The sequence below is a fragment of the Sphingobacterium anhuiense genome, from assembly GCF_042686355.1.
GTDB classification, from domain to species: domain Bacteria; phylum Bacteroidota; class Bacteroidia; order Sphingobacteriales; family Sphingobacteriaceae; genus Sphingobacterium; species Sphingobacterium anhuiense.
Genome location: NZ_JBHUPE010000020.1, coordinates 209,079 through 234,150, shown reverse-complemented (window position 1 = coordinate 234,150; position 25,072 = coordinate 209,079). Strand labels below are relative to the sequence as shown.

Below are 25,072 nucleotides of genomic sequence, written 5' to 3'. Positions count from 1 at the left end.
ATTGTTGTTGGGAGCAAAAGCTACGAAAGTTCAACGTTGAATCTTTTACGTCACTTAAAAATGTTAAAAAAAAGCAGTTATTAAAAATAACTGCCACCTGAACTATTCCTTTTCGAAAGTTTTAAATCTTGCAGAATTGAAGATTTAGCTCTTATCGTAATGTTATAACTTTGGTATCTTCCAAAAGGTGTCCATCCAATTGCCATATCCCAACAGTGAAGGTCTCTATAGATATTAAACTGTGTCAACGATATTTCTTTTGCTTTTAGATCGTAGCCTGAGTTAAAGGTTACTTTCCATTTCGGCGTTAAACTAAAATCACCGTGAATATTTACCGTACTCGTGATGGTCGAAACATGACCTGGCTTAGAATATTGGAAACTAAATGATCCGGCTAAGTTCCAAGGTATATTGAAATTCACGAACGCATTTGGGTCGGCACTGATGCGGGATAGAGCCTGCGCCTGTTCCGGAGTCATATTGGCTCCCATTTGGTTACGTAAAGAATCGATGTTATTATTTCTGTTTTTTGAGGCCTTTGGATTGAAACTATAATCAAATGAAAGACCGAAATTGGTCAAACGTGCAAGTTTACCGTCACTGAACATATATTTGTTATAGCGTTGTCCTGCTTGATCAATTGCATAGGGATCTAACGTACCGTTGAAGTTAATGTTAATTTTCTCTCCAAATACGGCAGTTCTTCCCGAGAAAGAGATGGGTGATAATTTCATGGAATCGGCCACAAAATTGTAGTTTCCACTAAATGATAAACCTTGTAGGATCGGAATTTTCTTAAATCCACCATCTGTCGTATCCGATTTACTTTTTACTTTTGCTTCGATATTATTATCAACAGAAAAACCAATTCCCATTGATTTTCCAGCTGAAGGTGAGCCGTATACATTATCCTGGAAAATGGAGTACTGGTTTATCATACCATATTGATCGACATACTTTTTATAGAAGCCATATTTCGAATCGGAAAAATCAGGTCTGTAGTTTAAATTGACAGATGGGGTGATGACATGCCTTATAGCCTGTATTTTACCGATTTTTGGATACATACCATAGATTTTGGTAGATACCCCGGTTGATACAGAATAATCATAAGCCCTTTTAAATCCTTGTACTGTATCTTTGGCAGGAACATAACCCTCTTTCGTATTTTCCATTCGTTGCCGGGTACTCTGTAAATACCATCTCTCCGTGTAATTTACACTTGTATTAAATTGGAAATGACTAGCATTTAAAGATAAACTGATCGGGATATTATGTTGAAAGCCGTTTGTAAACTCTTTTAATGTTTCTTTTCTAAAAATTCTAGATTCGTTCGTGTTCAGGGTGTTGGTTCCCTGTAAGCTATAACCGACATTGATTCGTTGAAACCATTTTTGTTCTCCCACTCGTTCTTTTGAATCAAAAGGATTGAAAGAAGAAACGTTTAAACTGAAATTTGGAAGTTGCAACTGAATATCACCTTTATTCATGTCCTGACGATGACTTAAAGTCGAAGTAAAGTTGACTTTTCCATCGGCAAATACACGTCCATAGCTAATGGAAGAAGACATGTTGTTTTTGGTGATATCATTAAAATTATTGGTACCGTTAACACCCGTATTTTGAAAATATGATCCAGTTCCAAAATTTACATTCGCAGAAAAAGATGTTCCCGGATTTGCTTCCTGTCGCTGTGTATGGTTCCAGGTAACATTAAAATCTTTGTTAGTCCCATAATTATCTGTTCCTTCAACTCCAGCTTTGGTTGAGGCATAACGGATATTGAATCCACCATTGTATTTATAGTTGACCGTATATCTTGTATTGATCGATGCTTCCCATGATCCTTTCGAATATAAGCTTCCTCGAACTTCACTGTCCCAATAATCATTGAAAGCTAAATACCAACCGATGTCACGCATGGCAAATCCACGGGTATAATCTTCTCCAAATGATGGAAATAAAAAACCTGAAGATCTTTTGTCCGGTTTAGGGAAAAAGGCAAACGGGAAACCGATAAATTTTAAAGGGATGTTCTGTAATACGAGATAGGATGGACCTGCGATAATTTGGTTTTTAGTCACAATACCTTTGCTAAGAAAAATCCCGAAGTGTGTGTGTGGTTCTGGAAGATTACAGGTGCTATACAGCCCATGATACAATGACATTTCATCGTAAATATTCTTACGAACTACCTTTGCCTGGATATAACCTCCTTCTACATCAGTCATGATTCCATAGGTATTACCTTCTTGTTTTTCGTAATCATATAGAAGGGAGTCGACCGTTTTAGGACTTTCAGCTCCAGTCATTACAATAGGACGCCCTACATACTTGCCATTATGGTCAATAATACCTGACGCAAATATTTGTTTTTTATTTCGGTCTAATCGAATATAATCGGCAGATAATTCAAAATCTTGATACTTAACTTTAGCACCTCTATATAAGTGACTTATATTTTTATCGACTTCCGTACGTTGTGAATCTCTGGCGATGATACTGACCTCCGCCTGCAATCCACCCTTATTTTTGGTACTGTCTTTGCCGATAATTGTAGAATCTCGTTTAACACGAACGGAATCAGTTGTTCCTTTGACCGAAACAGAATCTTTTAGACTCTTTGACGTTGTCTTTACGGGGGTTTTTTCTTGCGAAAATGTTGTAGAAACACTTAGCGAAAGAATAAGAAATATTGTTAAAATGTGTGTTAACGACTTCAAAATTAAAGACAAATGTTATTTTTGTAAAAATATTTAAACTAAGCTTGACAAAATTAGTCAAAAACAAATAGAAAGTGATGTTTTTTAACGAGATTAACATTTCCTATTTTTGTACCACAATATTACTCATTACATTTTGTTATTAAATTACAGAAATCAAAAAAAATATACATGAAATTAGATTTGAATATTAGAAAGCGGAAACTTATATTTTTTTTAGCTCCAGCGATTTTTCTATTTATGGTTTTGACGAGTGCTACTCCTCCAAGCAATACTATTTCTAAAGCACATGTTACTCCTCCCCAGGATTATCAAATTAAAACAATTGTGATTGATGCCGGCCACGGTGGGAGGGATTCTGGAGCAAAAGGATCACGTTCTTTGGAAAAGAATATAGCTTTAGAGGTGGCTTTGAAATTAGGTAAAGAAATCGAAAGACAGTTGCCTGGAGTACGCGTAATGTTTACCCGTAGAACAGATGAGTTTATTGATTTATATAAGCGTATTCGAATGGCTAATGCTGCGAAGGCTGATATTTTTATATCGATTCATTGTAATTCTGCACCAGGAAGATCGTCAAGAGGTACAGAAACAATTGTATCAGGCTCACATCGCTTAGGTGAGCAGACTGCTGCCATTCGTGAAAATGCGTCCCTATTATTAGAGGAGAATTATAAAGAAAATTATCAGGGATTTGACCCAAAAGATCCAGAGAGTTATATCATCTTCTCTTTGATGAAAAATCAATACCGCGAGAAAAGTGTCAAATTAGCAAATCTGATGCAACAAGAATATGTCAAATCAGGAAGAGTAAGCCGGGGGATTCTGGAGCAGGGATTGGCAGTATTAGCAGAAGCAGGAATGCCAGCGGTTTTGACCGAAATTGGTTTTGTAAATAATCGTGCAGAAGAAGATTATATGCTATCGGATGAAGGACAAAGTGAGATCGTACAAAACTTAGTTTCAGCAATCAGCGCATTCAAAAAAAGCGTAGAAAGATAAACTTATTTGCCATTGTCTTGTTTAAATGATAAATTGAGTTCAATAAAAACACCTTAAGGAAATATTATTTTGAAAATATCAAACGAGACTAAAGTCGGAATTTTAGCTGTAATAGCAGTAACATTATTATTTATAGGATATAGCTTTTTAAAAGGCAATGATGTATTTAGCAGTGATAATACCTATTATACATCTTATCAGGCAGTGGATGGTCTTACTGCCTCTAAGCCTGTATTAGTGAACGGATATCAGATTGGCCGTGTTTCTAAGATGACATTGCAACCAGATGGAAGCATTCTGACAGAATTTAAAATTAAAGCCGAATACAAAGTTCCGAAAAATACTGTTGCGCGTATAGCAAGTACAGATCTCCTGGGAGGAAAAGCAATTGTATTTGATATGGGAAACAGTACAGAAATGGCTAAAGATGGTGAAATATTAGCCTCAGGTATTCAAGCAAATATAATGGATAAAGTCGAACCTATTCAGAAAAGAGTTGAAACCATCACCATAAAATTAGATTCTGTATTAACAGTTGTCAATTCTGTATTGGACGATCAATTTCAAGAAGACTTTAAGCAAAGTGTTCATAGTATTTCAACATCTTTAAAAAATGTGGAGCTAATTACGAAAGATGTAGAAGGCCTGGTTGGTTCGGAACGTAAAAGATTAACCACCATTATCTCTAATCTTGAAGTTATTACCAATACATTTAAAAATAATAGCGGTCAGATCACAGCTATCATGTCCAATTTGAATACTGTAACAGATAAAGCAGCTAAATTAGATTTCCAACAAACTATGGATAAAGCTAATACGGCTATGACTGACTTCCAAACAATAGTAGATAAGATCAACAAAGGGCAGGGTTCAATTGGACTATTGATCAATGATAATAAGCTTTATGATAATTTAAATAATGCTTCCGAAAGCCTTGATCACCTTATGAAAGATATTAAAGAGAAGCCGGGAAAATACATCAAGCTTTCCATCTTTGGTAAAAAGGGAGAGCAGGAGAAATAAAATTAAAAAGGCTTGAAGCCAAACTTCAAGCCTTTTTAATTTATAAGGTTTCTTTCAGCCATCCGAAAAATTCTCTTTGCCATACCTGAGCATTATGCCCTGATAGCACCCAGTGATTTTCGTCTGGTAAATAAACTAATCTACTTTTGATTTTCTTCAATTGGGCAGCCTGAAAAGCACCTAGTCCCTGGCCAATCGGCACACGGTAGTCATGACCTCCTTGAAAGATTAATATTGGTGTATTCCACTTGTCAACATATTCAGAAGGGTTGAATTCGGTATATGATTTTGCATTTGCTTTATCCCAATAAGGACCGCCTAGTTCGTGGTTCGCGAAAAACAATTCTTCTGTTGTACCATACCAACTTCTCATATCGAATAAGCCGTTATGTGCAATTAATGTTTTAAATCTATTTTCATGTACTCCAGCCAGCATATATACTGAATAACCACCATAACTAGCGCCGATAGCAGCACGACGTGTTGTATCTACATATTTCTCATTAGAAATATCATCAATGGCAGATAAATAATCCCTTATAGGCTGCCCGCCCCAATCTTTGGATATTGCTTCATTCCATTTCACTCCCCAGCCAGGCATCCCGCGACGATTTGGAGCGATCACAATATAACCTTGAGAAGCGATAAGCTGTAGATTCCAACGGAATGAGTAAAACTGGGTCAGTGCAGACTGAGGGCCACCTTCGCAATATAAAATCGTTGGGTATTTTTTTGTTGGATCAAAATCTGGCGGATAAATTACCCAAGAAAAAAGATCTTGGCCATCAGAAGCTTTTGTAATTCTGGATTCAATTTTATTATCACTGATATGAGCATACATTTTATCATTGACAGTCGTCAATGCCGTTAACGTTTTATTCGTTAAGTCATATTTGTAAATCTCTGTAGCTCTTGTGAATTTTGTTGATGTTACGATCAACTGATTGGCTACCTGTCCCACAATTCCTGTGATATCAAAATTTCCTTCAGAGATTTGTTTAATCGATGCTAAAGATTTGTTTTTTAAATTAGTAGGAACAGTCAGTTCGAAAAGTTGTACGGTACCTTTGGATGGTGCTACAAAATAAATCTTGCGATTGTCCTTGCTCCAAATGAAAGAGTTTACTGTGCCGTCCCAATGTGCAGTTAGATTTAAACGCTGAGATGAGGCTTTATCGAAAATAATGATATCATTTTTATCGGCTTCGTAACCATCTTTTTTCATACTTAGCCAAGTTAACTTAGTTCCATCTGGACTGTAAGTCGGGTTGGTATCATAGCCATTCATACCCTCAGTCAGATTTGTTGTTTGCTTAGAAGTAAGATCATAGCGGTAGATATCCGTATTTGTACTCACGGCATACTCTGTTCCAAACCTTTTTTTACTGACATATAGCACAGCTTTACTATCTGGTGTCCATTCAAAATCTTCAGAACCGCCAAATGGCATTTGAGGACTATAGAAAGGCTCATCCTGCAATAAATCAATTGCTTCGCCAATCTTACCGTTGTTATAGCTGGCTACAAATGGATGATTGAATTTTCCATTATTGAACGTGTCCCAATGACGGTAGTCAAGGTTGTCAAAAACATAAGCGTCAGATTTTGGTAAATCAGGATATTTGTCGGTACTGTGATATTTTTTGATTAAAACTGCTTTGCTAAATAAAATATATTGACCATTTGGAGATAGCTTTACATTTTCTAGATCAGTTTCGCTATGTGTCAGTTGTATAGCTTCACCTTTATATCTATTCTTTTTCCAAAGTTGCCCTTTGAACAAGTAAATGATATCGCCATTTTCTGTAATCTGTACGACAGACTCACCGCCCTTTTCACTTGTTAGAGGAGCTGTGTTACCTGTTTCTAATGATAATGTGTAAAGGTTTTTTTCCGAACTGTTTGTTTCTATAGCATAATTAGAGACACCATATACTAAAGTTTTTCCATCTGTTGAAATTCCTTCTCCAGAAACACGGCCTAATTTCCAAAGTGTCTGCGGATCTAATGGTGCTTTTGCGGTGTTTTCCATATTAAGAACCATTTTGGTTTCTTTGTTTTCCTGAGCTATTGATGCCGAAGCGCATAATAAAATGGAAAGCGTTATTAAAGATTTTTTTTTCATAAAGAATACGAATATGAACAGGCAAGATACAAAATCTACGATCATTTAACATATTAAATAAAGTATTAGAGAAAGAAAACAAGGTGAAGGAATTGTTCAGAATGATGCGATATCACTTTGTGTTAAGCTATTGAAGGAAATTGGTGAAATTATGAAATACTATTTTAACGCATTAAAAAAAAAGCATAAAGCGGCATAGCATTGATATTAGTAACTGAAAGTTATACATAATTAGCTGGATAAAAAAAGCTTCACTCAGTGCTCAAAAAGGAAGGGCTATTTAACCTTTTTAGCGCTGAGTGAATACGCAATTTTAAAGCTGTCTTTGCTCTTATTGGAGAATCGGGATAAGCGTATTTTCCTCTAATCTTACTGCGACATACTTTACGGAAGTAAAACCATCTTCTCTAGAAATGATGTTGGAAAGATCTAGCCCTCTTTTAGAAAAAGTGCTTATGAGCGCAGTGCGGAATGTAGATTTGGAAGAACCCCAACCTTTTTCCGATACCGTATCATTGTTGAGCTGTATCAGTTCGTTGATTGAATAATAACTGAATTTTTCCAGTAAATGTTGATAAAGATTTGGTGTTGACATACAATTTAAAAATTTAAAGGATTAAACCATAAACTGTATCCAGATATTTTTGGTCGAAACCCATATTAATTTACCACCGCGGTTATGTAACTCGGTTGGTATTGCAACGTGCAATTCTGAATACTCTACAAAGTTAGTAGATTTTATTTTGTTTCAAAATTTATTTTAAAATAATTAATTCATGATGAGAATTTTATGAATGATGTCGATCAGATTATTATTTCTTTATAGCGGAAATTATAATAAATATTGGCCTTCTCATCTCGTCTTGCATTTCCGGATAAATTTTTAAAACTTCCTCTGAAGGTTTGGGTTCCGATATTTCTTGAATATCAAAATTAGATTTAATAACCGTATTGATGATAGTTTCTAGATTTCGATGGTATTTAGTTACTTCGTGTCCAAGAAATTTAGTTTTTCTTTGGCCTTCTTCCTGATAATTGTCAATCGGCCAATGCAGACGATTTCCATTTTCATCCTTAAACCAATCTTGTTCAGCTCTTGAAGTAAAAGCGGGATGTTCCATTGAAAAGACAAAACTTCCTCCTTTTTTAAGAATTTGATTTATTTTCAGAAAAACACTTCTCAAATCTTTTAGGTAATGGAATGCAAGTGAACTAATAACGACATCAAATTCTTCATGGTCAAAATTAATATCCTCGATGGCCATTTTTTTATATTCAATTTCAAGGTTTTTGGAAAGCTCTTTTGCTTTATCAATCATTTTTTGAGATAAGTCAATTCCAATTACATTTTTAGCCCCTTTTTGCTTAGCATAAATGCAGTGCCATCCATATCCGCAACCTAGATCAAGCACTTTCTTATTCTGGAAATCAGGTAACATTTTCTGTAAAACATGCCATTCTCCAGCAGCATTTAAACCATCTATAGAACGTTGCATCTTTCCATAGCTTTCAAAGAAGCTAGGATCATCATATTTGTTTTGTTTCATTTTATTATTCGCCGTTTCAAGGTAATTTCAAATTTACTGCCAATATTATTTTTATCAAAACTGAATTGGCTGAACGAGACATAAAAGCATGCTTGACGATCCAGCCATCAAAAGGGGTGGATAAACCTTTAGTAAGTTACAGTGTTATTAATATATTATCTCTTCATTAGGAAAATTAAATTTGATATTGAATTAATTTTTGGTTATTTTTAAATTGTAAAATACATTATACATAAATGTTTTAATATTTTAATGAAACTAATATTGATTTAATGAAGAAATATCTGCTTTTATTGCTATTTTTTTGCCCACTGCTTATTGTTAGTTGCAAGAAATCAGAAGAAATTAATCCCCTATCAAACATGAGTATCGTGTTTTCTGACAATAATCATCCTGTCAGAGGAAAAGTGAAGTACGACTATAATTTGGACAATTGTGGACAGATCAATCTTATTACGAGCGTAAAGGAGTCTGATGGTACTTATTCACAATTGAAATTAACTTTACTTTCTAATGGAGCATTAGCCAAGGTTCAGTATTTCAAACAAAATTCTTCAGCTGATGGTAACTATTTTGCTCCACATCTTCAGCCAGAGAAATCTTTTCAAATCGCGGATTTTAAATATGAAAAAGCAGGCGGTCGATTATCTTTTTCTTTTAGTGGAAAAGTTTATAAAAACAATGAGCAAGAACGAGTATTGACTGGTAAAGTAGATCTGCACACCATTAAATATGCACCGTGCGAAGCATTGATCCTTGATGTAATGACAGTGAAACCAGCTTTTAATTTTTTCTCTATGTATTCATCTTCTACTAAATCAACTGTTAATCCAGACAGATCGGACCAGTACAACTATTATACATATGTTGCTCACTCCAATTCTGGTCAATTTATAAGTTTGAAGCTGGAAAGCGATATTTCCAAATTGGTAGGCAAGGAGATTGACTTTGATGACACTAACCCATTATACAGTGTTAAATATTGGGAATATACCGGACTGTTTATGTTGGAGGAATCCTATGGATCCCTTGATCAAAACTGGAAGCGTTTTCAAACGAGGGGTAAATTTACCAGTATCCAAAAAGTATCGGATGAAAGATACAATAAACCGTATTACAAAGGTATAATCGTTATGGATATACTTGATGAAGGCCGTTTAGTGAAAGAAAGCGTCGAATTACCTTTTTATATGTCGTCAATGGACTGAGTAGCTCAATGAAATGTAGCATAGGCCACCTGAATAAATGTGTCTTTTTTAATTACAATGCCTTTGATATTAATCAAGTGCATTTGTGAGGTCCTTCGGATCAAAGTTTAATGTGTTGTAGTTTTTCATTTGATATACGGGCATGTAGTGGAAATGCTTTACCTTGAATATGGAGTGAAGCTGAAGGTGAAATATACCGTAGTAAAACTTCCGTCGGTTAATAACTTATATTAATGTATAAATGATATTTAAGAGTTTATAGAAGTATTTTAGAGTTTAAACCGCGGTAATACAACCTCTCTTTTACTTAGTTATAATTGCGAGATAGTTACTTATATAAACGCATATTTTGTTGTAGCCAATTTTCAAATAAATAAACCATTATGGCAATTTTAAAAGGTGGGATAAATGGACCCTTTTCGGGTAAAGTCGGAAGCATTGTAGGTTATGAATTAAACGGTCAGGCTATTATTCGCTCTCTTCCGAAAGTTGTGAAAAGAGCTCCTAGCGAATTGACGCTTATTAACCGGATGCGTATGAAGGTAGTATCCCAATTTCTGAGACACCTTAAAGCACCGATCGCATTTGGCTATAAAAACGTTGCCCCCAAAGGCAGTCGTATCGGAACTTTTCAATCGGCCCAATCTTATTTATTCCACAATGCAATTGATTATGACACCGAAAATGTGCCCTATGTTAATCCGGAGAAAGTGTTGGTATTTCGAGGTGATATGGTCCCGCCACTCCTTATTAATGTGGAACGTAGGGACAATAAGTTGTATGTCGAATGGAATAAGGATGTCTGTAAGGGTTATCCTGCTGCAGTCGTTGTGCTCGCTTATGTAATTGAAAAGTCCTGCGCTTGGAATGAAGGAGCAGCAATCTCTACGGATGGAAAAATGTTGTGGGAACATGCGCAATTTTCTATTAAAGAAGATCAGGTCCACATCTATGTCGGTTTCTACGATATGCTGCATGATAAATTCTCAGATTCTGTATATGGAGGATGCGTATAAAAAGTATTCTTTATTTTGTCTATTTTTTGAAATAGGATAAGACAACCAAATTTTTTAGCCTAACTCCAGAAAATATTAAAATAAGCACGAATCTATAAGCATACAACACTGACTATACAATCACCCTAGCGATACACAACAAATAGCCTGCAAGCGCACAAGGACGACACTAGGATGAGCCTAGAATCACACAAGGTGGAGTATACTTCCATGCTACATGTGCACAACGATGCCCCTTTCTATGGCCTCGCTATGCACATGTTATAGACAGCAAATGAGCAATTAGGCTTATCCGACTGCTATAGATGGAAATAGAGACAATAATCCATTTCATTATATTGCTTTTCTTTTAAGGAGTATCAAGATATATGTTAAATATATCTTGATACCTTCTTTTGCCAATCTCATCGTTTATCGTATTGATACCAGTTGATTTTTGTGGATACGCGCATTAAAATTGCCAATATGATAAATATACCTATTGTACCCACTATGAGTGAATAATCACGTAATTGCATTAAGATAAATATGAAACTATAGAAAATGGAAAGTATTCCAGAAAAGATAAGTGCTGATCTGCTATCATTGGTAATGGACTTAATGAATGAAGCGATAAGAATAATAGTAGCTAATGCGGCTAGTAGGTAAGCGAGGTTGAAACCCAGATGCTCACTAATGGAAAGAAGCAGGGAGTAAAAGAGTACCATAGCAAAACCAATCAGCATATACTGTATAAGATGTATGCGTTGTTTTTTTATAATTTCTGTGAAAAACAGTGCTGCAAATGTTAGAATAATAATCAAAATTCCATATTTGGCTACACGGGTAGTTTTTTGATAATTATTGACTTCCTCTAAGAAGTTGATTTGAATCATATCTTTTTCTGTCGCTATACTGCTCTCAGTGGTAGTGGTAGGTTCGACAGTACTGCTATATCCTTCACTGACGGCATTACTGATTTCATAATTGTTTTTAATTTCATACAGTTTCTCTGCTTCACCAACCCATTGTTGCGAAAATTTACGGTTGAAACTTGGAATATTCCAGGTTGCCTCAAAATTGTTCCCTGTTATATTTCGGTCATCGGCTAAAACGGCACCGTTAAAACTTGGATTAGCCCAATTTCCCTGGGTATGGATCTTAGTCTGTTTTGCCAATGGAAGGAAGTTAATGGATTGCGAACCTCTTACATTAAATTTAATCTGAAAATTACCTAAGGTTGTTTTTGTTTGAGAAAGATCGATGGCTGCAATCATGTTATTCTCAAAAGGATTTAGAGCAGACATATTAGGTTCGAAGTCAATTTTCGTTTGATTGAAAACCAAACTTGGAGATGCTCCAAGCCCTTTAAGATCACTTAAACCAATCAGTATTTTGGCATTTTTCCATTCTAGTTCCTGACCGCTCAAGTCTATTTTGTTAAAATCGATCGCATCAAAGGAACCTTTTAAATCAAGTTGGGCATTGTAGACGACGCTTTTATAAATACCTCTTTTAAGCGATTCTGGTGAAATCACACTATTAATGTCCAATGATTTTGGCATTAGGTAAACGTATTGTGTTATGTAGGTATTCTTAGTGGAGATGATGTTCTTATCCGTAGTTACAATTTCTTTTACAACCTGATAGGGGATGGCAATAATAGGGCCTGATATCACCTGTTGACCAGCCCATTTAAATGCAATTTCACTGCTTACTTCTGACTGTCTATTTTTTCTTTCTTCAATAAGATCCTTCACCCAGAATAATGGGATTAGCAGTAATAGAACCAGTACAACAATGGTACTAAGTTTGGCGAAAATAGATGAACCAATACGTTCTAAGAGGGGTGTTTTATTTGTTTCCATGATTTTAAATTTATAATGCTGTTAAATTATGATGGTTAAGGTGTGTTTTTAAATTAAAAGATAAGCTGTTTTTGATTTCAGCTAAAGGAATTTTCAATAATGCCTTAAAATCCAGATCATAGAATTTTTGCATAGAATTTCCTTTTGCTAATGCTCTGAAGTACGTTTTTAGATATTCGGGATATATACAGGTCCCTATTCCAATCATGGCAAATTGGTATAAACTTATCTTTCCATTGCCAAGTAATAGATACTGCATAGCAACTTCGTCCTGTATTTCTGTGCCGCACTCTGTGATGACATGAAACACATCGTGATTCTCTAGTTTTGGGATAACATCAAAACCTTTCTCTTGATAGAATATACCTATATGATATCCCAAAGAGTCTTTCGGGAATTTTAGGAAATCTTCTTTACTGATTTTCCAAGCTGATTTATTTTGCTTAAATAACTCTGTGTAAATCTTTTGACTGGAGTTGTACAAAGCGAGCATTATGGTTAATCGTATTTTCATGTTTTTTATTTTAAAAGTACTTTGAAATTCAAAGTAAATGGATAAAAAAATTATTTGTATTGTTGTTTGATCAATTTTTCAAGAGCCTTTAAATGTTCTTCGAAAGCCCTTTCACCTTCGGTTGTTCTTCTATATCGTGTATTTGGTTTTCTGTCGACAAAGGTTTTAAAAACTTCGATGTATTTTTCCTTTTCCAATGTTTTCAAATTAGAAGCCAGATTTCCATCAGTGACATCCAGTATGGATTTTAATGAATTAAAATCATATTCGTCATTAGCCATCAATACGCTCATGATCTGTAAGCGGACTTTATTTTCAAATACTTTATTATACTGTGTTAAGTCTAAATTCACTATTCGTATTTTTTATGAACGATTACTCCATATATGATATGTAGAACTCCAAATCCCAATGCCCAAAAAATAATTCCATTGCCTGGAAAAAGCAAAGCTAATAGTCCTAAGACAATTTCTAAAATTCCAAGACCTTTTATTTCACTAAATGTATAATGACTACCGGCTGTAAGTGCCAGACCGTAAAAAATCAATAGGATAGAGGATACCACCGCATAGTTTTCTTTAAAGATAGCTATGATGGCAAATAGGCCTCCAGTACAAAGCGGAACTGCCATTGCAAACAATAAAGCCCGGCTTGTGGTATTCCATATATTTTGGCGGTTAGCTTTAGCTTTTTTTATGGCCATGTAGACTCCTGTAAAGATAGAGGCTATTAAAACGAGTATAGCTGTTGTTAGAAGTTTCATGATAATCAATGGTTCATTGACATAATGATCCCGATAACCCATTTGACTATCAAAGCCATAAACTTCATAGTAGGCATATGCTGCTCCTAGTAGTGCATATGTACCAATAAGAACACTTGAAATCCCGCTAATGGAAATAAATTTGCTAGATTTTTCCATTAAATTCCGAATACTTGCTATTTCTTTTACTAAATCTTCTTGTTTCATAAAAGTACTTTGTTTTTCAAAGTAAATGAATAAGAATGAATTATGCAAATTTATTTTTTACCATAAAATATAAATTAGAAAATAATGAAAATTTATTGAGAAAAGACTTGCATCATATACGTTTCGTTTCTATCTTTGTGCCAACAAGAAATCCTAATGCGGAAGTGGCGTAATTGGTAGCCGCACCAGACTTAGGATCTGGCGTCGCAAGACGTGGGGGTTCGAGTCCCTTCTTCCGCACTTGAATGTCCTCCCGAAATTAAATCATCGGGAGGATTTTTTTTTATCAAAATAATGCGTAACGGTTTAGAAAGAGTATGAACATTTCACACGAAAAAGTTGACGCGATCAACGCAGTAATTAAAGTTGATTTAGCGCCAGAAGATTATAACCCACAAGTAGACAAAGAAATCAAGGATCAAGCTAAAAAAGCTAAATTACCTGGATTCCGCCCTGGTTTAGTGCCTGCAGCACATATTAGACGTACTTATGGTAAATCAATTTTGTTGGATACAGTAAACAAAATTGTTAATGATAAAATTACAGCGTACATCGGCGAGAATAAATTAGAAGTTTTAGGTCAACCTCTTCCTATTGAAGAAACGGCTACATATAACTGGGACTATAAAGATAACTTCCAATTTAAGTATGAAATTGGTTTAGCTCCAGAATTTGTAAATCCTTTCACTAAAGAAGCTGAATTTACAGAATATGACATTAAGGCTGATGATGAAACTTTAGAATCACGTATTAAAAATTTACGTCGTAGCTATGGTAAAATGACTAACCCTGAAGTTTCTGAAGAAGGTGATGTCTTATACGCTACGTTGAAACAAGATAAAGAAGACGGTATTGAGAAAACAACTTCGGTACGTACTGATATTATCGAAGATGCAAAAATTAAAAAATCTTTAGTAGGTCTTAAACAAGATGATACGGTTAAGATTGATATTAAAAAAGCATTCAATGCTGAAGATATCTCCCGTATTTTAGGAATCACTCCTGAGGAGGTTGAAGCTTTGGACGTTACTAAATTTGAGTTAACGGTAAAAAATATCAACCGTTTAGAAGAGTCTGATTTAAATCAGGAGTTCTTCAATAAATTGTTTGCTGAAGGCGAAGTTACTGAAGAAGCTGAATTCAGAACAAAAGTAAAAGAAGAAGTTGAAAACTTATTCAAACAAAATTCTGACCAACGTTTACGTAATGATATGTATACTTTCGGTATGGAAAAAGTTGATGTAGCTTTTCCAGAAGAGTTTTTGAAAAGATGGTTAAAAGCAACGAACCCAAGTATCTCTGAAGAAGAGTTGAACGAAGGTTTTGCTGATTTCTTGAATAACTTGAAATGGACGATCATTGAGAACCGTGTTGTTACTGAAAATGGTCTTGAAGTTAAATATGATGAAGTAATCAATTTGGCAAAAGAGCGTATTTATGCGCAGATCAAAATGTACAACATCAATGAGGAGCCAAGTGATGAGCAATTATCGCAATATGCAATTCAAATGTTGCAAGATAGAGAGCAAGGAAACCGTTTGTTCGAAGAAGCAAAAGCACTTAAAGTGTTCGAATTCTTAAAAGAGCAAATTAAAATCAATAAAGAAGAGATCGAATATAGTGCATTCGAAAAATTAGCGTAAGCTATTCAACTTCTAATCATATAAAAGCCTTTCCATATTTTGGAAAGGCTTTTTTAGTTGCAATTAATGGTTTCTAAGTTTGATATATTATCAAGTGAGCCTTTGACAAGAAAGTTTTAGTATGACTACACGAGCTTTTATATAACCTTCATGTTGTTTGCATCAAAATGGTCTATCTGTTTTTAATTGAATAAATTATTAAGCTGTTGAAGGGCTATTGCTATTTCGCTTTTTTCTTTTTTCCAAATGGAAACATCCGCGATAGAAATTCTGAAAAGGAATTGAACTCCTGACGATATACTAAACCCACGGCACTTACATACTCCTCACCATTAGGATTGATAAGGAAATTCCGTGTATTTAGACGGTTAGACCCTCTTAGAAGTAAACGACCATCTTTACGAAGATAAAACAGGGCTTCTGCATCCGTAGTTACACGGTCCGAGAAGACATTTAAATCCGTCAGCTGGTTGCTCCTGTTATCTGTGATTCCACCCGTCAAGATTAAACGATCATTAAAGAGTCTCAGGGATGCTGAAGCATCATTTAAACTTTTAATATTGATGTCGAAAAAATTGATATTTAGAGATTCTGCAATGATATTATTTAATTGATTGAATGCAATTTCAGTTCCGGCAGATAATAAGGTATTGTTGACTTCTTTACCGAAGTCAGTCTGTGATCCTGGCGTAAAGCTTCTGCGAACGATTAAACTGAGGGCTTGCTGATTGATGTTGTTAACATCTGAAAGATAACCTTGAAGTTCATCTTTGACATATGGATCCTGAGGAAAGTTGAGATCAAAATTTATTTCGGGCTGACTCAATAAACCTTTTAGATTCATATCCGCTTGGGCAAGAATTCGTTGCGGATTGTCTGTTTGTCCTGCCGCATTATAAAGAGGGGACAGGGAAGTTCTTTGTTGGTAGATCGCAGTCAAATTAATGTTGGCTTCAGCGGGTTTACCAGCCCAGCGAATAGTTCCTCCTTCTTTAAGATCGAAGATCTTATTCAGATAATCCTGTGCTTTAAAATTGAATTTACCCGAACTGATGATGTAATCGCCGAACATTCCAAAGTCACCTAGAGAGCTGATATTCATTGTGATATTTCCTGTTCCACGTCCAGATACACCACCTAAAGTAGTATATAAATTCATTTCTGCATTTGGACTTAAAGAAAGATCCATATTCATCGTGATACCATTGAAACTTTTTCTTTTAATCTGTTCGGAGGTAATTGCGCTATCTGGAGAAACGAAATAGATAAAATCGTTATCACTGATTGTCATCGAACTATTGAAGGGAATGTTAATAACTGTATTGTCTTCCGACTTAGCTTTGATATCGATATTGATAGCTGAAGTTAGACCTTTGAAGTTGAAATCACCACTGGCATATGCTGTTCCATAATAAAGATTGTTGTCCTTAAGCGTAGTGTTGAGCGTTAAAAAATTATTCGCTCTTACCTTAATATCAATAGTCGGATCGGAAAGCTTATTTAGATCGACCATACCATTGACAAGGGCTTCACTGTTTTTAGGATCAAGAATTTTAAAATTGTTAAGGAAAATACCATTTGATACTATAATGGCTTTATCAGTAAGATGGTAGGGAGTCCTTAAATAATTGATGATAAATGATGCATCGGTGAAATTAGCATTTCCACTTATTTTTGGCTTGTCGATATTTCCTTTGATATCAAGCTCACCATGGACTCTTCCTTGGAGATTTGAAACTAATGATTTCAAAAAAGGTTGGAAAAGGATAAGATCAGTATTCTTTAGGGAAGCCTTGAGATTTATTTTATCCTCCTCCTCTTTGATATTATAGGTGCCGGCAAGTGTAATGCTTTTGTTCCCATCATCGATTTTACTGTCTAAATGGACAATATTGGCATTTTGGTCGTAATTTGCCTTTAAGCTAAGCTGACCAATCGGAAGTTGGTTATAAAGGATCGGATTTGTCTGTAGGTTAGCAATAAAATATGGGGATTTAAAAAGGGAATTGATTTCAAGATTACCATTCATTGCTCCTGACATAGTAATGCCAAGTGGTTTTGTAATACCATTTAAAGAACTTAGATTAAAATCTTTGAATAAGATATTCAATTGGTCGCTTTCAGCATTAGACAATATCCCATTGAGCAGTACTTTTTGTTCGTCGTGCTGTAACGTCAAATCTTGCAAGAACCATTTCCCTTTGGAAACTTTAAGTTCTGAACCCTGGGTAAGTGACCATTGGTTTTTATTAATAATAATAGTTGATGGATCAAAACTGATAAATGCAGGCTTCTGGTGAGCAAAACGAATAACACCATTAAGATCAAGGTTATTACTAGCATCTAGTTCGGATAATTTTATATTGAAACGTAAACTATCATTGGAAAGAATGTTAGCAATATTTACATTTTTAATATAGGTGCTATCAGTAAGATTTATACGGTCTGCTGAAGCTGATACAGACATGGATTCTGTATTGGAGATCTGATCTACAATAAGGTTAGAAATCTTTATGCCACTATATTTGAAAATGGGACTATATAAATTGAATTGTGCAGCGTTTTCCTCGCTTGAAAATTTAGCGTGCATAGTTGCTCCGCTATCGAGGCTGATTTCCTTTTTAAAGAAGGTAGCGATGGGTTCAAACGATTTGATTTGAAGGTCCAGTTCAAAGTTTTGATTATTGTACAGCTCTGTTTCAAAACCAATTGCAGGTGCATAGCGCATGGCAAGCATTTTAAAATATGGAACAATTGTTTTTAGATCAATCTGTCCAATAAGCGAGGCGACAACAACATCGGAAGATACCGTTAATAAGCGGTTGATTTCATCTCCGGAAGCTTGGAATACAACTTCTTTAATATCAAATGTACCTTTTTTTGTGCTAAAATTGATGTTGTTTGCTTTCAGATCGCCGACAAGATTATTGATGTTCGATCCTTTTAAATTAGTTTCTATCGTTGTGTTGTGAACAATTATACTATCTTGTTGTGAAAGATGAAGTGCATATAAATTGGTTTCATGAATACCTGCTACTAGATTGTATAGAACGGAGGTATCTGACCAGTCCACATCTGTTTGAAAGTCTATACTTGCATTTGGGTCTTTAATGGAACCAGATCCTTTAAATTTTTCTTCAGCTATAATTCCCGATATTGGAATCTGTTGATAGGTATAATTTCTGAAATTAAAATTTTCTAAATTACCATCTAGATCTATTGAAAGTGTTTTTGATGAACTTCCTTTACCTTTTAAATTGAGGCTAAACCCTGTTGTTTTTAAAAGACTATTGTTCAAAAATCTTCCTATATCAAAAGATTTCGATTCGTAAAGACCCGAAAATTGTGTTTCATTTTGAAAGTTTAAAGATGACTTGGTACTAAGCGCTCCTAACTCTGTTTTTAATTCTCCATCAATATGAAAATTATTATAAAGCCCATGCAAATCTCCCTGGTACGAAACTGTATTTAATATTTTTACGATTTCTGGAAGTTTAAAATTCTTGTTATTGCTCAGTTTTGGAAGAATAACCTGCAGGTCAGCGTAGGTTGATTGTAATGATAGGTCTGTTAGTTTAAAATCTGTCTGATCGATATCCGGTAGACCAATGATCTTAACGTTGCCCTTTAATTTAGTTGCTTTTTCTGTCTCAATTTGTATATTCTTTGCATCAATATGATTTACGCGACCTTGAGCTGTGGCCTGCTTTATTTTTAAATCAAACTTGACCCGGTGCATTGATGAAGAAAAGAAGGCAATATCTTCTGAATTTAAAATAGAATTTTTGATTCTTAGGCTTACATTAACCCGATTGTTAAAATCAGAAAAGTCATCAAAACTATTAAATTCTAATTTGACAAAGTCTTTTATCGTTGATTTATTCGTGATCAATAAAAGCTTATCCAATTGAATTCTCTTGTTGCTCACAAATGCTTTTGCAACTAATCCTTTAACCTCCAATCCTTTTTTTTCCCGAAGATTTAATTGCTTAATGTCAACTTGTAGGGATTTGTCCGTAAGTTTTATATTTCGAAAGTCGGCATTTAATTGTTTAATGTCTAGGTCGCCAAAATCCACAACTTTCGCATAATGTTTCTTGGTATGATCAAGATAGCGAAACTGATTATTTATTAATTCCAGTTGTTTTAAATCGAAATTTAAATTTTTACTGACTTTCTTTTCCTTTTTCTTTGGTGGAGTAAAGTACTGCAATAAAAACTGAATGTTTGAGCTGTCTTTGTAAGCTTGATAATAAGCTGTGGTATTTTCTAGTGTAAGTTTATTGATAACAATCTTTTTGTCATCCCAGTATTGATTTAAATCTACAGATGCATTTAGCTTTTCAGCAATCAAAATCGTATCACCATGTGGACTGTATAATTCAAACCCTTCTAGAACCAAAGAACGAAAGGGTTTAAAATATATTTTTTTTAGAGCGATTTTTGTATTTAATTCTTTGGAGAGATAAGAAACAGCTCGCTTGGCAATAAAATTCTGAACGGGCTCTAATTGTAACGATAGTAGCAATACTCCTAGCAAAACGAGTATGCTAGCCAGTGTAATCAGTGCTATTTTAATTATTTTTTTGATACTTTTGTACAATTATATAATTACCCCAAAGCTATGGCTGTTATTTTAGGTATTGAATCATCTTGCGATGAAACATCTGCTTCAATTTGTATCGACGGTGAAATATTTTCTAATGTTATTGCTACTCAGGCGATTCATGCTAAGTATGGGGGCGTTGTTCCCGAATTAGCGTCGCGTGCGCATCAACAAAATATTATTCCTACAGTAGAAGAAGCCATTCGCACTGCAAAAATACATAAAAATCAAATAGATGCAGTAGCTTTTACACGTGGTCCTGGATTATTAGGCGCATTGTTGGTTGGAACTTCATTTGCAAAGTCTTTTGCTCTTGCTCGTAATATCCCCTTGATAGATGTCAATCACATGCAAGCTCATATATTAGCGCATTTTATTGAAGATCCTAAACCTACTTTCCCATTTTTATGCCTTACTGTATCGGGAGGACACACACAAATTGTGCTGGTGAAAGATTATTTCGAAATGGAGATTTTAGGGCAGACGTTAGATGATGCCGCCGGCGAGGCGTTTGACAAAACAGCAAAAATTCTAAATTTACCATACCCGGGCGGGCCGTTAATCGATAAACATGCACAAAATGGTAACCCAGATGCCTATAAACTTCCTGAACCTCAAATACAGGGTTTAGATTTTAGTTTTTCGGGACTGAAGACAGCGATTCTTTATATGGTGCAAAAAGAGGAAAAAGCTGACCCCGATTTTCTGAAAAATCATATGGATGATGTTTGTGCTTCAGTTCAATCGCGTATTGTATCCATATTGCTTAATAAACTGAAAAAGGCAGCCAAAGAAACTGGAGTGAAAGATATTGCGATTGCTGGGGGCGTTTCGGCAAACTCTGGTTTACGAAGAGAGTTGCTAGCAATGGGTGAGCGGTATAAATGGAATGTGTTTATTCCTAAGTTTGAGTACTGTACTGATAATGCAGCTATGATTGCAATAGCAGGATATCAAAAATATTTAATTAACGATTTTGTTGGACAAGATGTCGGCCCATTGGCGCGTATGCATATGTAGCACATGGATGCCAATCATAAAAAAGACTAGTTGTTTAACTAGTCTTTTTTTGTTTCTATAATGGGGCACTATAACCGTATGCTTCAACAATATTTTTAAAAACTCCATCTACTGATTCGTAAAAATTGAGATTATAACCCTCTGCTCCCCAAAATACGGTTGCTATTTTGATGGATTTATCGGATTGAAAAATTGATAATAGTTGTAGATTTTCAAAGTCAAATACGCCACCGTCATCTACGCGCCAAGTACTCATTTCATCATATTTTGCAGGAAAATCTAACGTAATTAACTGATCATTATCCAGATAAGTCAGTACAGCAAGTGCTGAATCATTTTTAACCTCAAATAATGTTATATTTATCTGAGCTTTATTATTGAGTTCTGCTAGGGTTGAACTTTGGGAGATCTTTCGATTATACTGCTTCGCTATTTTTAACTTTATCTGTTCATTTGTCTCTTTGTCAATCTTCTTGAATGGTAGAATTTGATTTTGATCAATGAATTTTTGATTCACTAATAAAGCAAAATCACCCTCTTTTATTTGCTCCTTTATACTGAAAAAAGTACCACCATTATTCGAGAAATTGTTGCTTGTTTGTCGACCATTAGAGGATTCACTTTCAGGTTTAGTAACTGAAAAATCAATAGAAGTGATTTTGTTTTCAATAATAGCATGTGTTGCCGCCTCAGGTTTAATTTTTTCGTCTTCAACAGCCAAACTAAATAAAGAATCTTTTTTTTCATTTAAAAAAGCAAAACCTACAAAGGCTTCAACTTTGTCTGTTTTGAGATTGCTTTCTTTTTTTTCTTGTTTGATTTGTTTTGGTCCTTCATTCATGCAACTTGTTAATAATGAAGAAGCTATAATGATCGATAAGAATGATGTAAAGTTTTTAACCATTTTCTATTTTGTGGATTGATTTGTTCTCTATGGTTTAAAAATACGGTAAATTTTATAAATGAAAAATTTTCTTTTATGGAATTTTAATTACTGTGCATCATATGTTAAAATGTAAACTTAATTTTTAAAGCTATGCTAAACTCCAAATTGAATATTTACAAATCGGAATGGTTAGAGGTTGTTTTTGCAGGACGTAACCAATCTTATGGCGCTTTTGAATTGCGTAATTTATCGAATAAGGCAACGAACTGGTCGGTCGTAATTGTTTTAAGTACAGTTGCTTTAATCGTGCTAAGTAGTAGCATATACAAAACATATTTCAAATCAGAAGCGCCAATTATAGAAGAACGAATAACAGTTGTCGATTTACCTCCTCAGGTTGAGCAGAAGGAAAAAGAGGAGGACAAAATTGTAGAACCTATACCTATTGAAAAAGAAGCACCACAACAAGTTGCTATAGATTTACCAAAGGAGGAAGTAATTCGTTTCGTTGAACCTAAAGTTGCTCCTCAAAGTATGGTAAAAGAAGATGTGGTGACGCAAGATGAACTAAACAAAACCAATAAATTGGCGGGACGCTTGAGTTTGAAGGCAAATCCTAATGGAACATCTATTGCAAGAGGAGAGTTTGGTACAGTAAAACGGGATGGTGGAATAACCGGCACGAACAAAGATGGTTCATTACATGGAGATCCAGATGCTATTGTTGGGTTTGAGCATATAGAAATTCAGCCAAGACCGCAGGGTGGGATGGAAGCTTTTATGAAATGGGTGGGCGAAAATTATCAGTATCCTGAAGCCGCTTTACAACAAGGTGTCAGTGGAATTGTTGAGGTTTCATTTGTAATAGAGAAAGACGGTACATTAACAGATATCCATGTAAAGCGTGATGTTTCCCATGGAACAGGGAAAGCTGCTGTTGAATTGCTTGTCAAAGCAAAAAAATGGAAACCAGGCGTTCAAAACGGACGTCCGGTTCGGGTAGCCTATACATTGCCTATTCGGTTAAATACAGTCTCTCAATAAATATATTACTATTAGGGTTTAACTTTATTTAACAGTGGACGATTTAAACTTTAGGTAGTTTTCAACATCTTATTAACAAATGTCTATAAACTCATCAATTAAAAACGGAGTAGACAAAGTTGTTAATAGTATTAAAGAGAAAATATCATGAAAAAGTTAATGTTAAGTTTGTTGCTATCTGGAGTTATGTTTGCGGGTTTTGCACAAGAAAAAGCTAATATTAAAGAAAACGTAAACCATGATGGTCACCGTTCTGGAAAACGAGAATTTAAGTTAGATAAAAAATCAGCAGAAGAAATAGCACAATTGCGTACGGATCGTATGGATCAAAAATTAAAATTTACGGATAAGCAGCGTAAGGAAATCTATTCATTGCAATTGGATCAAGCGAAAAAGGATAAAAAGAACTTTGCGGATCGTAAAGCTGCCATGGAACAGATGAAGAAGGATCGCATGGCTCAACGTGAAAAGTTGATGAAAAATCTAAATCCTGATCAACAAAAACTGTATAAAGAGTCATTTGCTGAAAATCATAAACAGCACCGCATGCGTAAATCTGAAGATCGTCCAATGCGTCGTGATCGTTTGGACAGAAATAATAAAGGTGAAAAAAATAGTATAGAGGTTAAAAAAGATATAACCGAAAAAAATAGTTAGTCTGTTTTAATGTTTTGGTTTTAATTGGTTTTTGGTAAAAAAGGTCCGTTTGTAAGAGCGGACCTTTTTTTATTTAACAAATCTTCTTGTTATGGAATTGGTGTCAAATAGCTTAGTCACTAGGTAACTTAAGACAAAACTAATAACGGCGATGAGAATTATTTTTAGACCAGCAGGTAGATATGGAATTTTGAAAAACAAGTCTGAAATGCCCTGTACTATTATAAAGTGACAAAGGAATATACCGAATGTAGCAAGAGACCAATCTTTAAGTGCTTTTGATTCACGGATTTTTAATCTTTGGAAAATAATAAACACCGAAAAAGTCATCATTGCGACATTTATGGAGCAGAAATACCATACAATTTCTAAATTAGCATAGTTGGCAGGAAAATATTTTTGTGTAATTAGGAAACCTGAAAAAGTAATAACAAATCCGATTAAAAAGAGCGGAATAGCGATTGATAATGTTTTGTTCCAAGACCAATTTAAAGGGAATTTTACTAAATAATAGGCGAGAACGATGTAGCCGATAAAACCAGAAAAATAATAAAAAGTTCCAAACTCATTCCAGGTACAGACTCCCCAAATACCTGTATTGCCATAGTTGCCGTTGTAACCTAATAGGGGTGCTGCCATTTTAATGTAGGGCAGTACTAAAGTTATAATCCAAAAGCTCAAAAAAATCTGAATGTCTTTTTTCGAAGCACGATCCAGCCAAGAACCAAATATAGGAATGATTAAATATATGCCGATAAGCATGTAAATGTACCAAAGGGGTGTTGTATCGTAATTGAAGTTAAAAATTGAGGTTATTATTTTTGTTATAGTTCCTTCTACAGTGTATTTTTCAATTGAAATCAATCCATTGGGGCTTTTTTGAATAAAATAGGCGTATAATGCAAATGCTATCGGAAGTGCAATGGACCAAAATAATAATGGAATAATGATGCGCCCGATACGTTTTTTATAAAATGTAGCGAGGTCGGTCTTAACCGGAAATAATAAAATACCGGACATCATGGCAAATAAAGGAACGCATGGTCGTACAAGACTTCCTATGAATACTGCTGTATGAAAAGAAAAGCTATTATCAAAAGAAGCGACAAATGCATCGCAGCTATGACAGAGTACGACTAAAAAGCAAGCGAAAATTCTTAAAAAATCAATCCAGGGAATGTAAGTTCTTTTTGTTTGTAAATCCATAAATAAATTAGGTTTTTATTGATGGAGCTAAGCTA

General features: G+C 34.8%; 19 protein-coding genes, 1 tRNA gene and 1 riboswitch. Of the genes, 9 read left to right on the top strand and 11 right to left on the bottom strand.

The features are described from left to right. Nucleotides 1–80: 80 nt before the first annotated feature. The gene (locus ACFS6I_RS24225) at nt 81–2,723 is read right to left on the bottom strand and encodes a putative LPS assembly protein LptD (protein ID WP_380924402.1); all 2,643 of its coding nucleotides are present in this window, start codon (nt 2,721–2,723) and stop codon (nt 81–83) included. Nucleotides 2,724–2,894: 171 nt separating this feature from the next. On the opposite strand from ACFS6I_RS24225, the gene ACFS6I_RS24220 reads away from it, so the two are divergent. After that, complete coding sequence (locus ACFS6I_RS24220; protein ID WP_232789198.1) at nt 2,895–3,725, top strand: N-acetylmuramoyl-L-alanine amidase family protein; 831 nt, start codon at nt 2,895–2,897, stop codon at nt 3,723–3,725. Between the two features lie 69 nt (nt 3,726–3,794). Continuing rightward, nucleotides 3,795–4,748: an MlaD family protein gene (locus tag ACFS6I_RS24215; protein ID WP_380924400.1), complete on the top strand. Its 954-nt coding sequence runs from the start codon at nt 3,795–3,797 to the stop codon at nt 4,746–4,748. Between the two features lie 40 nt (nt 4,749–4,788). On the opposite strand, the gene ACFS6I_RS24210 is transcribed toward ACFS6I_RS24215, so the two are convergent. The 3 genes from ACFS6I_RS24210 to ACFS6I_RS24200 all read right to left on the bottom strand — a co-directional run bounded on the left by ACFS6I_RS24210 (nt 4,789) and on the right by ACFS6I_RS24200 (nt 8,420). Further along, on the bottom strand, nt 4,789–6,873 hold the full coding sequence (locus tag ACFS6I_RS24210; RefSeq protein ID WP_380924398.1) for a S9 family peptidase: 2,085 nt from the start codon (nt 6,871–6,873) through the stop codon (nt 4,789–4,791). 331 nt (nt 6,874–7,204) lie between these two features. After that, complete coding sequence (locus tag ACFS6I_RS24205; RefSeq protein ID WP_021189623.1) at nt 7,205–7,468, bottom strand: hypothetical protein; 264 nt, start codon at nt 7,466–7,468, stop codon at nt 7,205–7,207. 35 nt (nt 7,469–7,503) lie between these two features. Continuing rightward, nucleotides 7,504–7,597, bottom strand: a riboswitch (SAM-I-IV-variant riboswitch). Nucleotides 7,598–7,685: 88 nt separating this feature from the next. Then, nucleotides 7,686–8,420, bottom strand: coding sequence for a class I SAM-dependent methyltransferase (locus tag ACFS6I_RS24200; RefSeq protein WP_380924396.1), 735 nt, complete (start codon nt 8,418–8,420; stop codon nt 7,686–7,688). Between the two features lie 362 nt (nt 8,421–8,782). Here ACFS6I_RS24200 and ACFS6I_RS24195 point away from each other — a divergent pair, with 362 nt between their 5' ends. Both ACFS6I_RS24195 and ACFS6I_RS24190 read left to right on the top strand, forming a co-directional pair. Further along, complete coding sequence (locus tag ACFS6I_RS24195; protein WP_380924394.1) at nt 8,783–9,628, top strand: hypothetical protein; 846 nt, start codon at nt 8,783–8,785, stop codon at nt 9,626–9,628. 383 nt (nt 9,629–10,011) lie between these two features. Next, entirely contained in the window at nt 10,012–10,644 is a 633-nt protein-coding gene (locus tag ACFS6I_RS24190; protein ID WP_380924392.1) for a DUF6266 family protein, read from the top strand. A gap of 404 nt (nt 10,645–11,048) precedes the next feature. Here the strand turns inward: ACFS6I_RS24190 and creD are convergent, their stop codons facing one another. The 4 genes from creD to ACFS6I_RS24170 are packed head-to-tail and all read right to left on the bottom strand — an operon-like array spanning nt 11,049 to nt 13,975. Continuing rightward, nucleotides 11,049–12,491: a cell envelope integrity protein CreD gene (creD, locus tag ACFS6I_RS24185; RefSeq protein ID WP_380924390.1), complete on the bottom strand. Its 1,443-nt coding sequence runs from the start codon at nt 12,489–12,491 to the stop codon at nt 11,049–11,051. 10 nt (nt 12,492–12,501) lie between these two features. Further along, nucleotides 12,502–13,005 carry a Coq4 family protein gene (locus ACFS6I_RS24180; protein ID WP_132772124.1) on the bottom strand — a complete coding sequence of 168 codons (504 nt, stop codon included), beginning with the start codon at nt 13,003–13,005 and terminating at the stop codon, nt 12,502–12,504. Nucleotides 13,006–13,055: 50 nt separating this feature from the next. After that, entirely contained in the window at nt 13,056–13,358 is a 303-nt protein-coding gene (locus tag ACFS6I_RS24175; RefSeq protein WP_021189616.1) for a winged helix-turn-helix domain-containing protein, read from the bottom strand. Beyond that, complete coding sequence (locus ACFS6I_RS24170) at nt 13,358–13,975, bottom strand: hypothetical protein (protein ID WP_208696184.1); 618 nt, start codon at nt 13,973–13,975, stop codon at nt 13,358–13,360. The genes ACFS6I_RS24175 and ACFS6I_RS24170 overlap by 1 nt, the downstream gene beginning before the upstream one ends. Nucleotides 13,976–14,133: 158 nt before the next feature. Between ACFS6I_RS24170 and ACFS6I_RS24165 the strand changes: the two genes are divergently transcribed. Both ACFS6I_RS24165 and ACFS6I_RS24160 read left to right on the top strand, forming a co-directional pair. Next, nucleotides 14,134–14,215: transfer RNA gene (locus ACFS6I_RS24165), tRNA-Leu, on the top strand. 77 nt (nt 14,216–14,292) lie between these two features. Continuing rightward, the gene (locus ACFS6I_RS24160) at nt 14,293–15,618 is read left to right on the top strand and encodes a trigger factor (protein WP_183915837.1); all 1,326 of its coding nucleotides are present in this window, start codon (nt 14,293–14,295) and stop codon (nt 15,616–15,618) included. 220 nt (nt 15,619–15,838) lie between these two features. Here the strand turns inward: ACFS6I_RS24160 and ACFS6I_RS24155 are convergent, their stop codons facing one another. Further along, nucleotides 15,839–20,158, bottom strand: coding sequence for a translocation/assembly module TamB domain-containing protein (locus ACFS6I_RS24155; protein WP_380924387.1), 4,320 nt, complete (start codon nt 20,156–20,158; stop codon nt 15,839–15,841). 84 nt (nt 20,159–20,242) lie between these two features. On the opposite strand from ACFS6I_RS24155, the gene tsaD reads away from it, so the two are divergent. Further along, nucleotides 20,243–21,244: a tRNA (adenosine(37)-N6)-threonylcarbamoyltransferase complex transferase subunit TsaD gene (gene tsaD, locus ACFS6I_RS24150; protein ID WP_380924385.1), complete on the top strand. Its 1,002-nt coding sequence runs from the start codon at nt 20,243–20,245 to the stop codon at nt 21,242–21,244. 55 nt (nt 21,245–21,299) lie between these two features. Here tsaD and ACFS6I_RS24145 read toward each other — a convergent pair whose 3' ends face one another. After that, entirely contained in the window at nt 21,300–22,148 is an 849-nt protein-coding gene (locus ACFS6I_RS24145; RefSeq protein WP_380924383.1) for a hypothetical protein, read from the bottom strand. A 132-nt stretch (nt 22,149–22,280) separates the two neighbouring features. On the opposite strand from ACFS6I_RS24145, the gene ACFS6I_RS24140 reads away from it, so the two are divergent. Continuing rightward, nucleotides 22,281–23,174: an energy transducer TonB gene (locus ACFS6I_RS24140; RefSeq protein WP_380924381.1), complete on the top strand. Its 894-nt coding sequence runs from the start codon at nt 22,281–22,283 to the stop codon at nt 23,172–23,174. Between the two features lie 147 nt (nt 23,175–23,321). Next, complete coding sequence (locus tag ACFS6I_RS24135; RefSeq protein ID WP_346588793.1) at nt 23,322–23,831, top strand: hypothetical protein; 510 nt, start codon at nt 23,322–23,324, stop codon at nt 23,829–23,831. Between the two features lie 69 nt (nt 23,832–23,900). Here ACFS6I_RS24135 and ACFS6I_RS24130 read toward each other — a convergent pair whose 3' ends face one another. Beyond that, the gene (locus tag ACFS6I_RS24130; protein WP_380924379.1) at nt 23,901–25,037 is read right to left on the bottom strand and encodes an acyltransferase; all 1,137 of its coding nucleotides are present in this window, start codon (nt 25,035–25,037) and stop codon (nt 23,901–23,903) included. Between the last annotated feature and the right edge of the window lie 35 nt (nt 25,038–25,072).

What these genes read in the sequence shown, in the direction of transcription:
- ACFS6I_RS24220 (WP_232789198.1), top strand. Translation starts at nt 2,895, where the DNA reads ATGAAATTAGATTTGAATATTAGAAAGCGGAAACTTATATTTTTTTTA.
- ACFS6I_RS24210 (WP_380924398.1), bottom strand. Translation starts at nt 6,873, where the DNA reads ATGAAAAAAAAATCTTTAATAACGCTTTCCATTTTATTATGCGCTTCG.
- ACFS6I_RS24205 (WP_021189623.1), bottom strand. Translation starts at nt 7,468, where the DNA reads ATGTCAACACCAAATCTTTATCAACATTTACTGGAAAAATTCAGTTAT.
- ACFS6I_RS24200 (WP_380924396.1), bottom strand. Translation starts at nt 8,420, where the DNA reads ATGAAACAAAACAAATATGATGATCCTAGCTTCTTTGAAAGCTATGGA.
- ACFS6I_RS24195 (WP_380924394.1), top strand. Translation starts at nt 8,783, where the DNA reads ATGAGTATCGTGTTTTCTGACAATAATCATCCTGTCAGAGGAAAAGTG.
- ACFS6I_RS24190 (WP_380924392.1), top strand. Translation starts at nt 10,012, where the DNA reads ATGGCAATTTTAAAAGGTGGGATAAATGGACCCTTTTCGGGTAAAGTC.
- creD (WP_380924390.1), bottom strand. Translation starts at nt 12,491, where the DNA reads ATGGAAACAAATAAAACACCCCTCTTAGAACGTATTGGTTCATCTATT.
- ACFS6I_RS24180 (WP_132772124.1), bottom strand. Translation starts at nt 13,005, where the DNA reads ATGAAAATACGATTAACCATAATGCTCGCTTTGTACAACTCCAGTCAA.
- ACFS6I_RS24170 (WP_208696184.1), bottom strand. Translation starts at nt 13,975, where the DNA reads ATGAAACAAGAAGATTTAGTAAAAGAAATAGCAAGTATTCGGAATTTA.
- ACFS6I_RS24160 (WP_183915837.1), top strand. Translation starts at nt 14,293, where the DNA reads ATGAACATTTCACACGAAAAAGTTGACGCGATCAACGCAGTAATTAAA.
- tsaD (WP_380924385.1), top strand. Translation starts at nt 20,243, where the DNA reads ATGGCTGTTATTTTAGGTATTGAATCATCTTGCGATGAAACATCTGCT.
- ACFS6I_RS24145 (WP_380924383.1), bottom strand. Translation starts at nt 22,148, where the DNA reads ATGGTTAAAAACTTTACATCATTCTTATCGATCATTATAGCTTCTTCA.
- ACFS6I_RS24140 (WP_380924381.1), top strand. Translation starts at nt 22,281, where the DNA reads ATGCTAAACTCCAAATTGAATATTTACAAATCGGAATGGTTAGAGGTT.
- ACFS6I_RS24135 (WP_346588793.1), top strand. Translation starts at nt 23,322, where the DNA reads ATGAAAAAGTTAATGTTAAGTTTGTTGCTATCTGGAGTTATGTTTGCG.
- ACFS6I_RS24130 (WP_380924379.1), bottom strand. Translation starts at nt 25,037, where the DNA reads ATGGATTTACAAACAAAAAGAACTTACATTCCCTGGATTGATTTTTTA.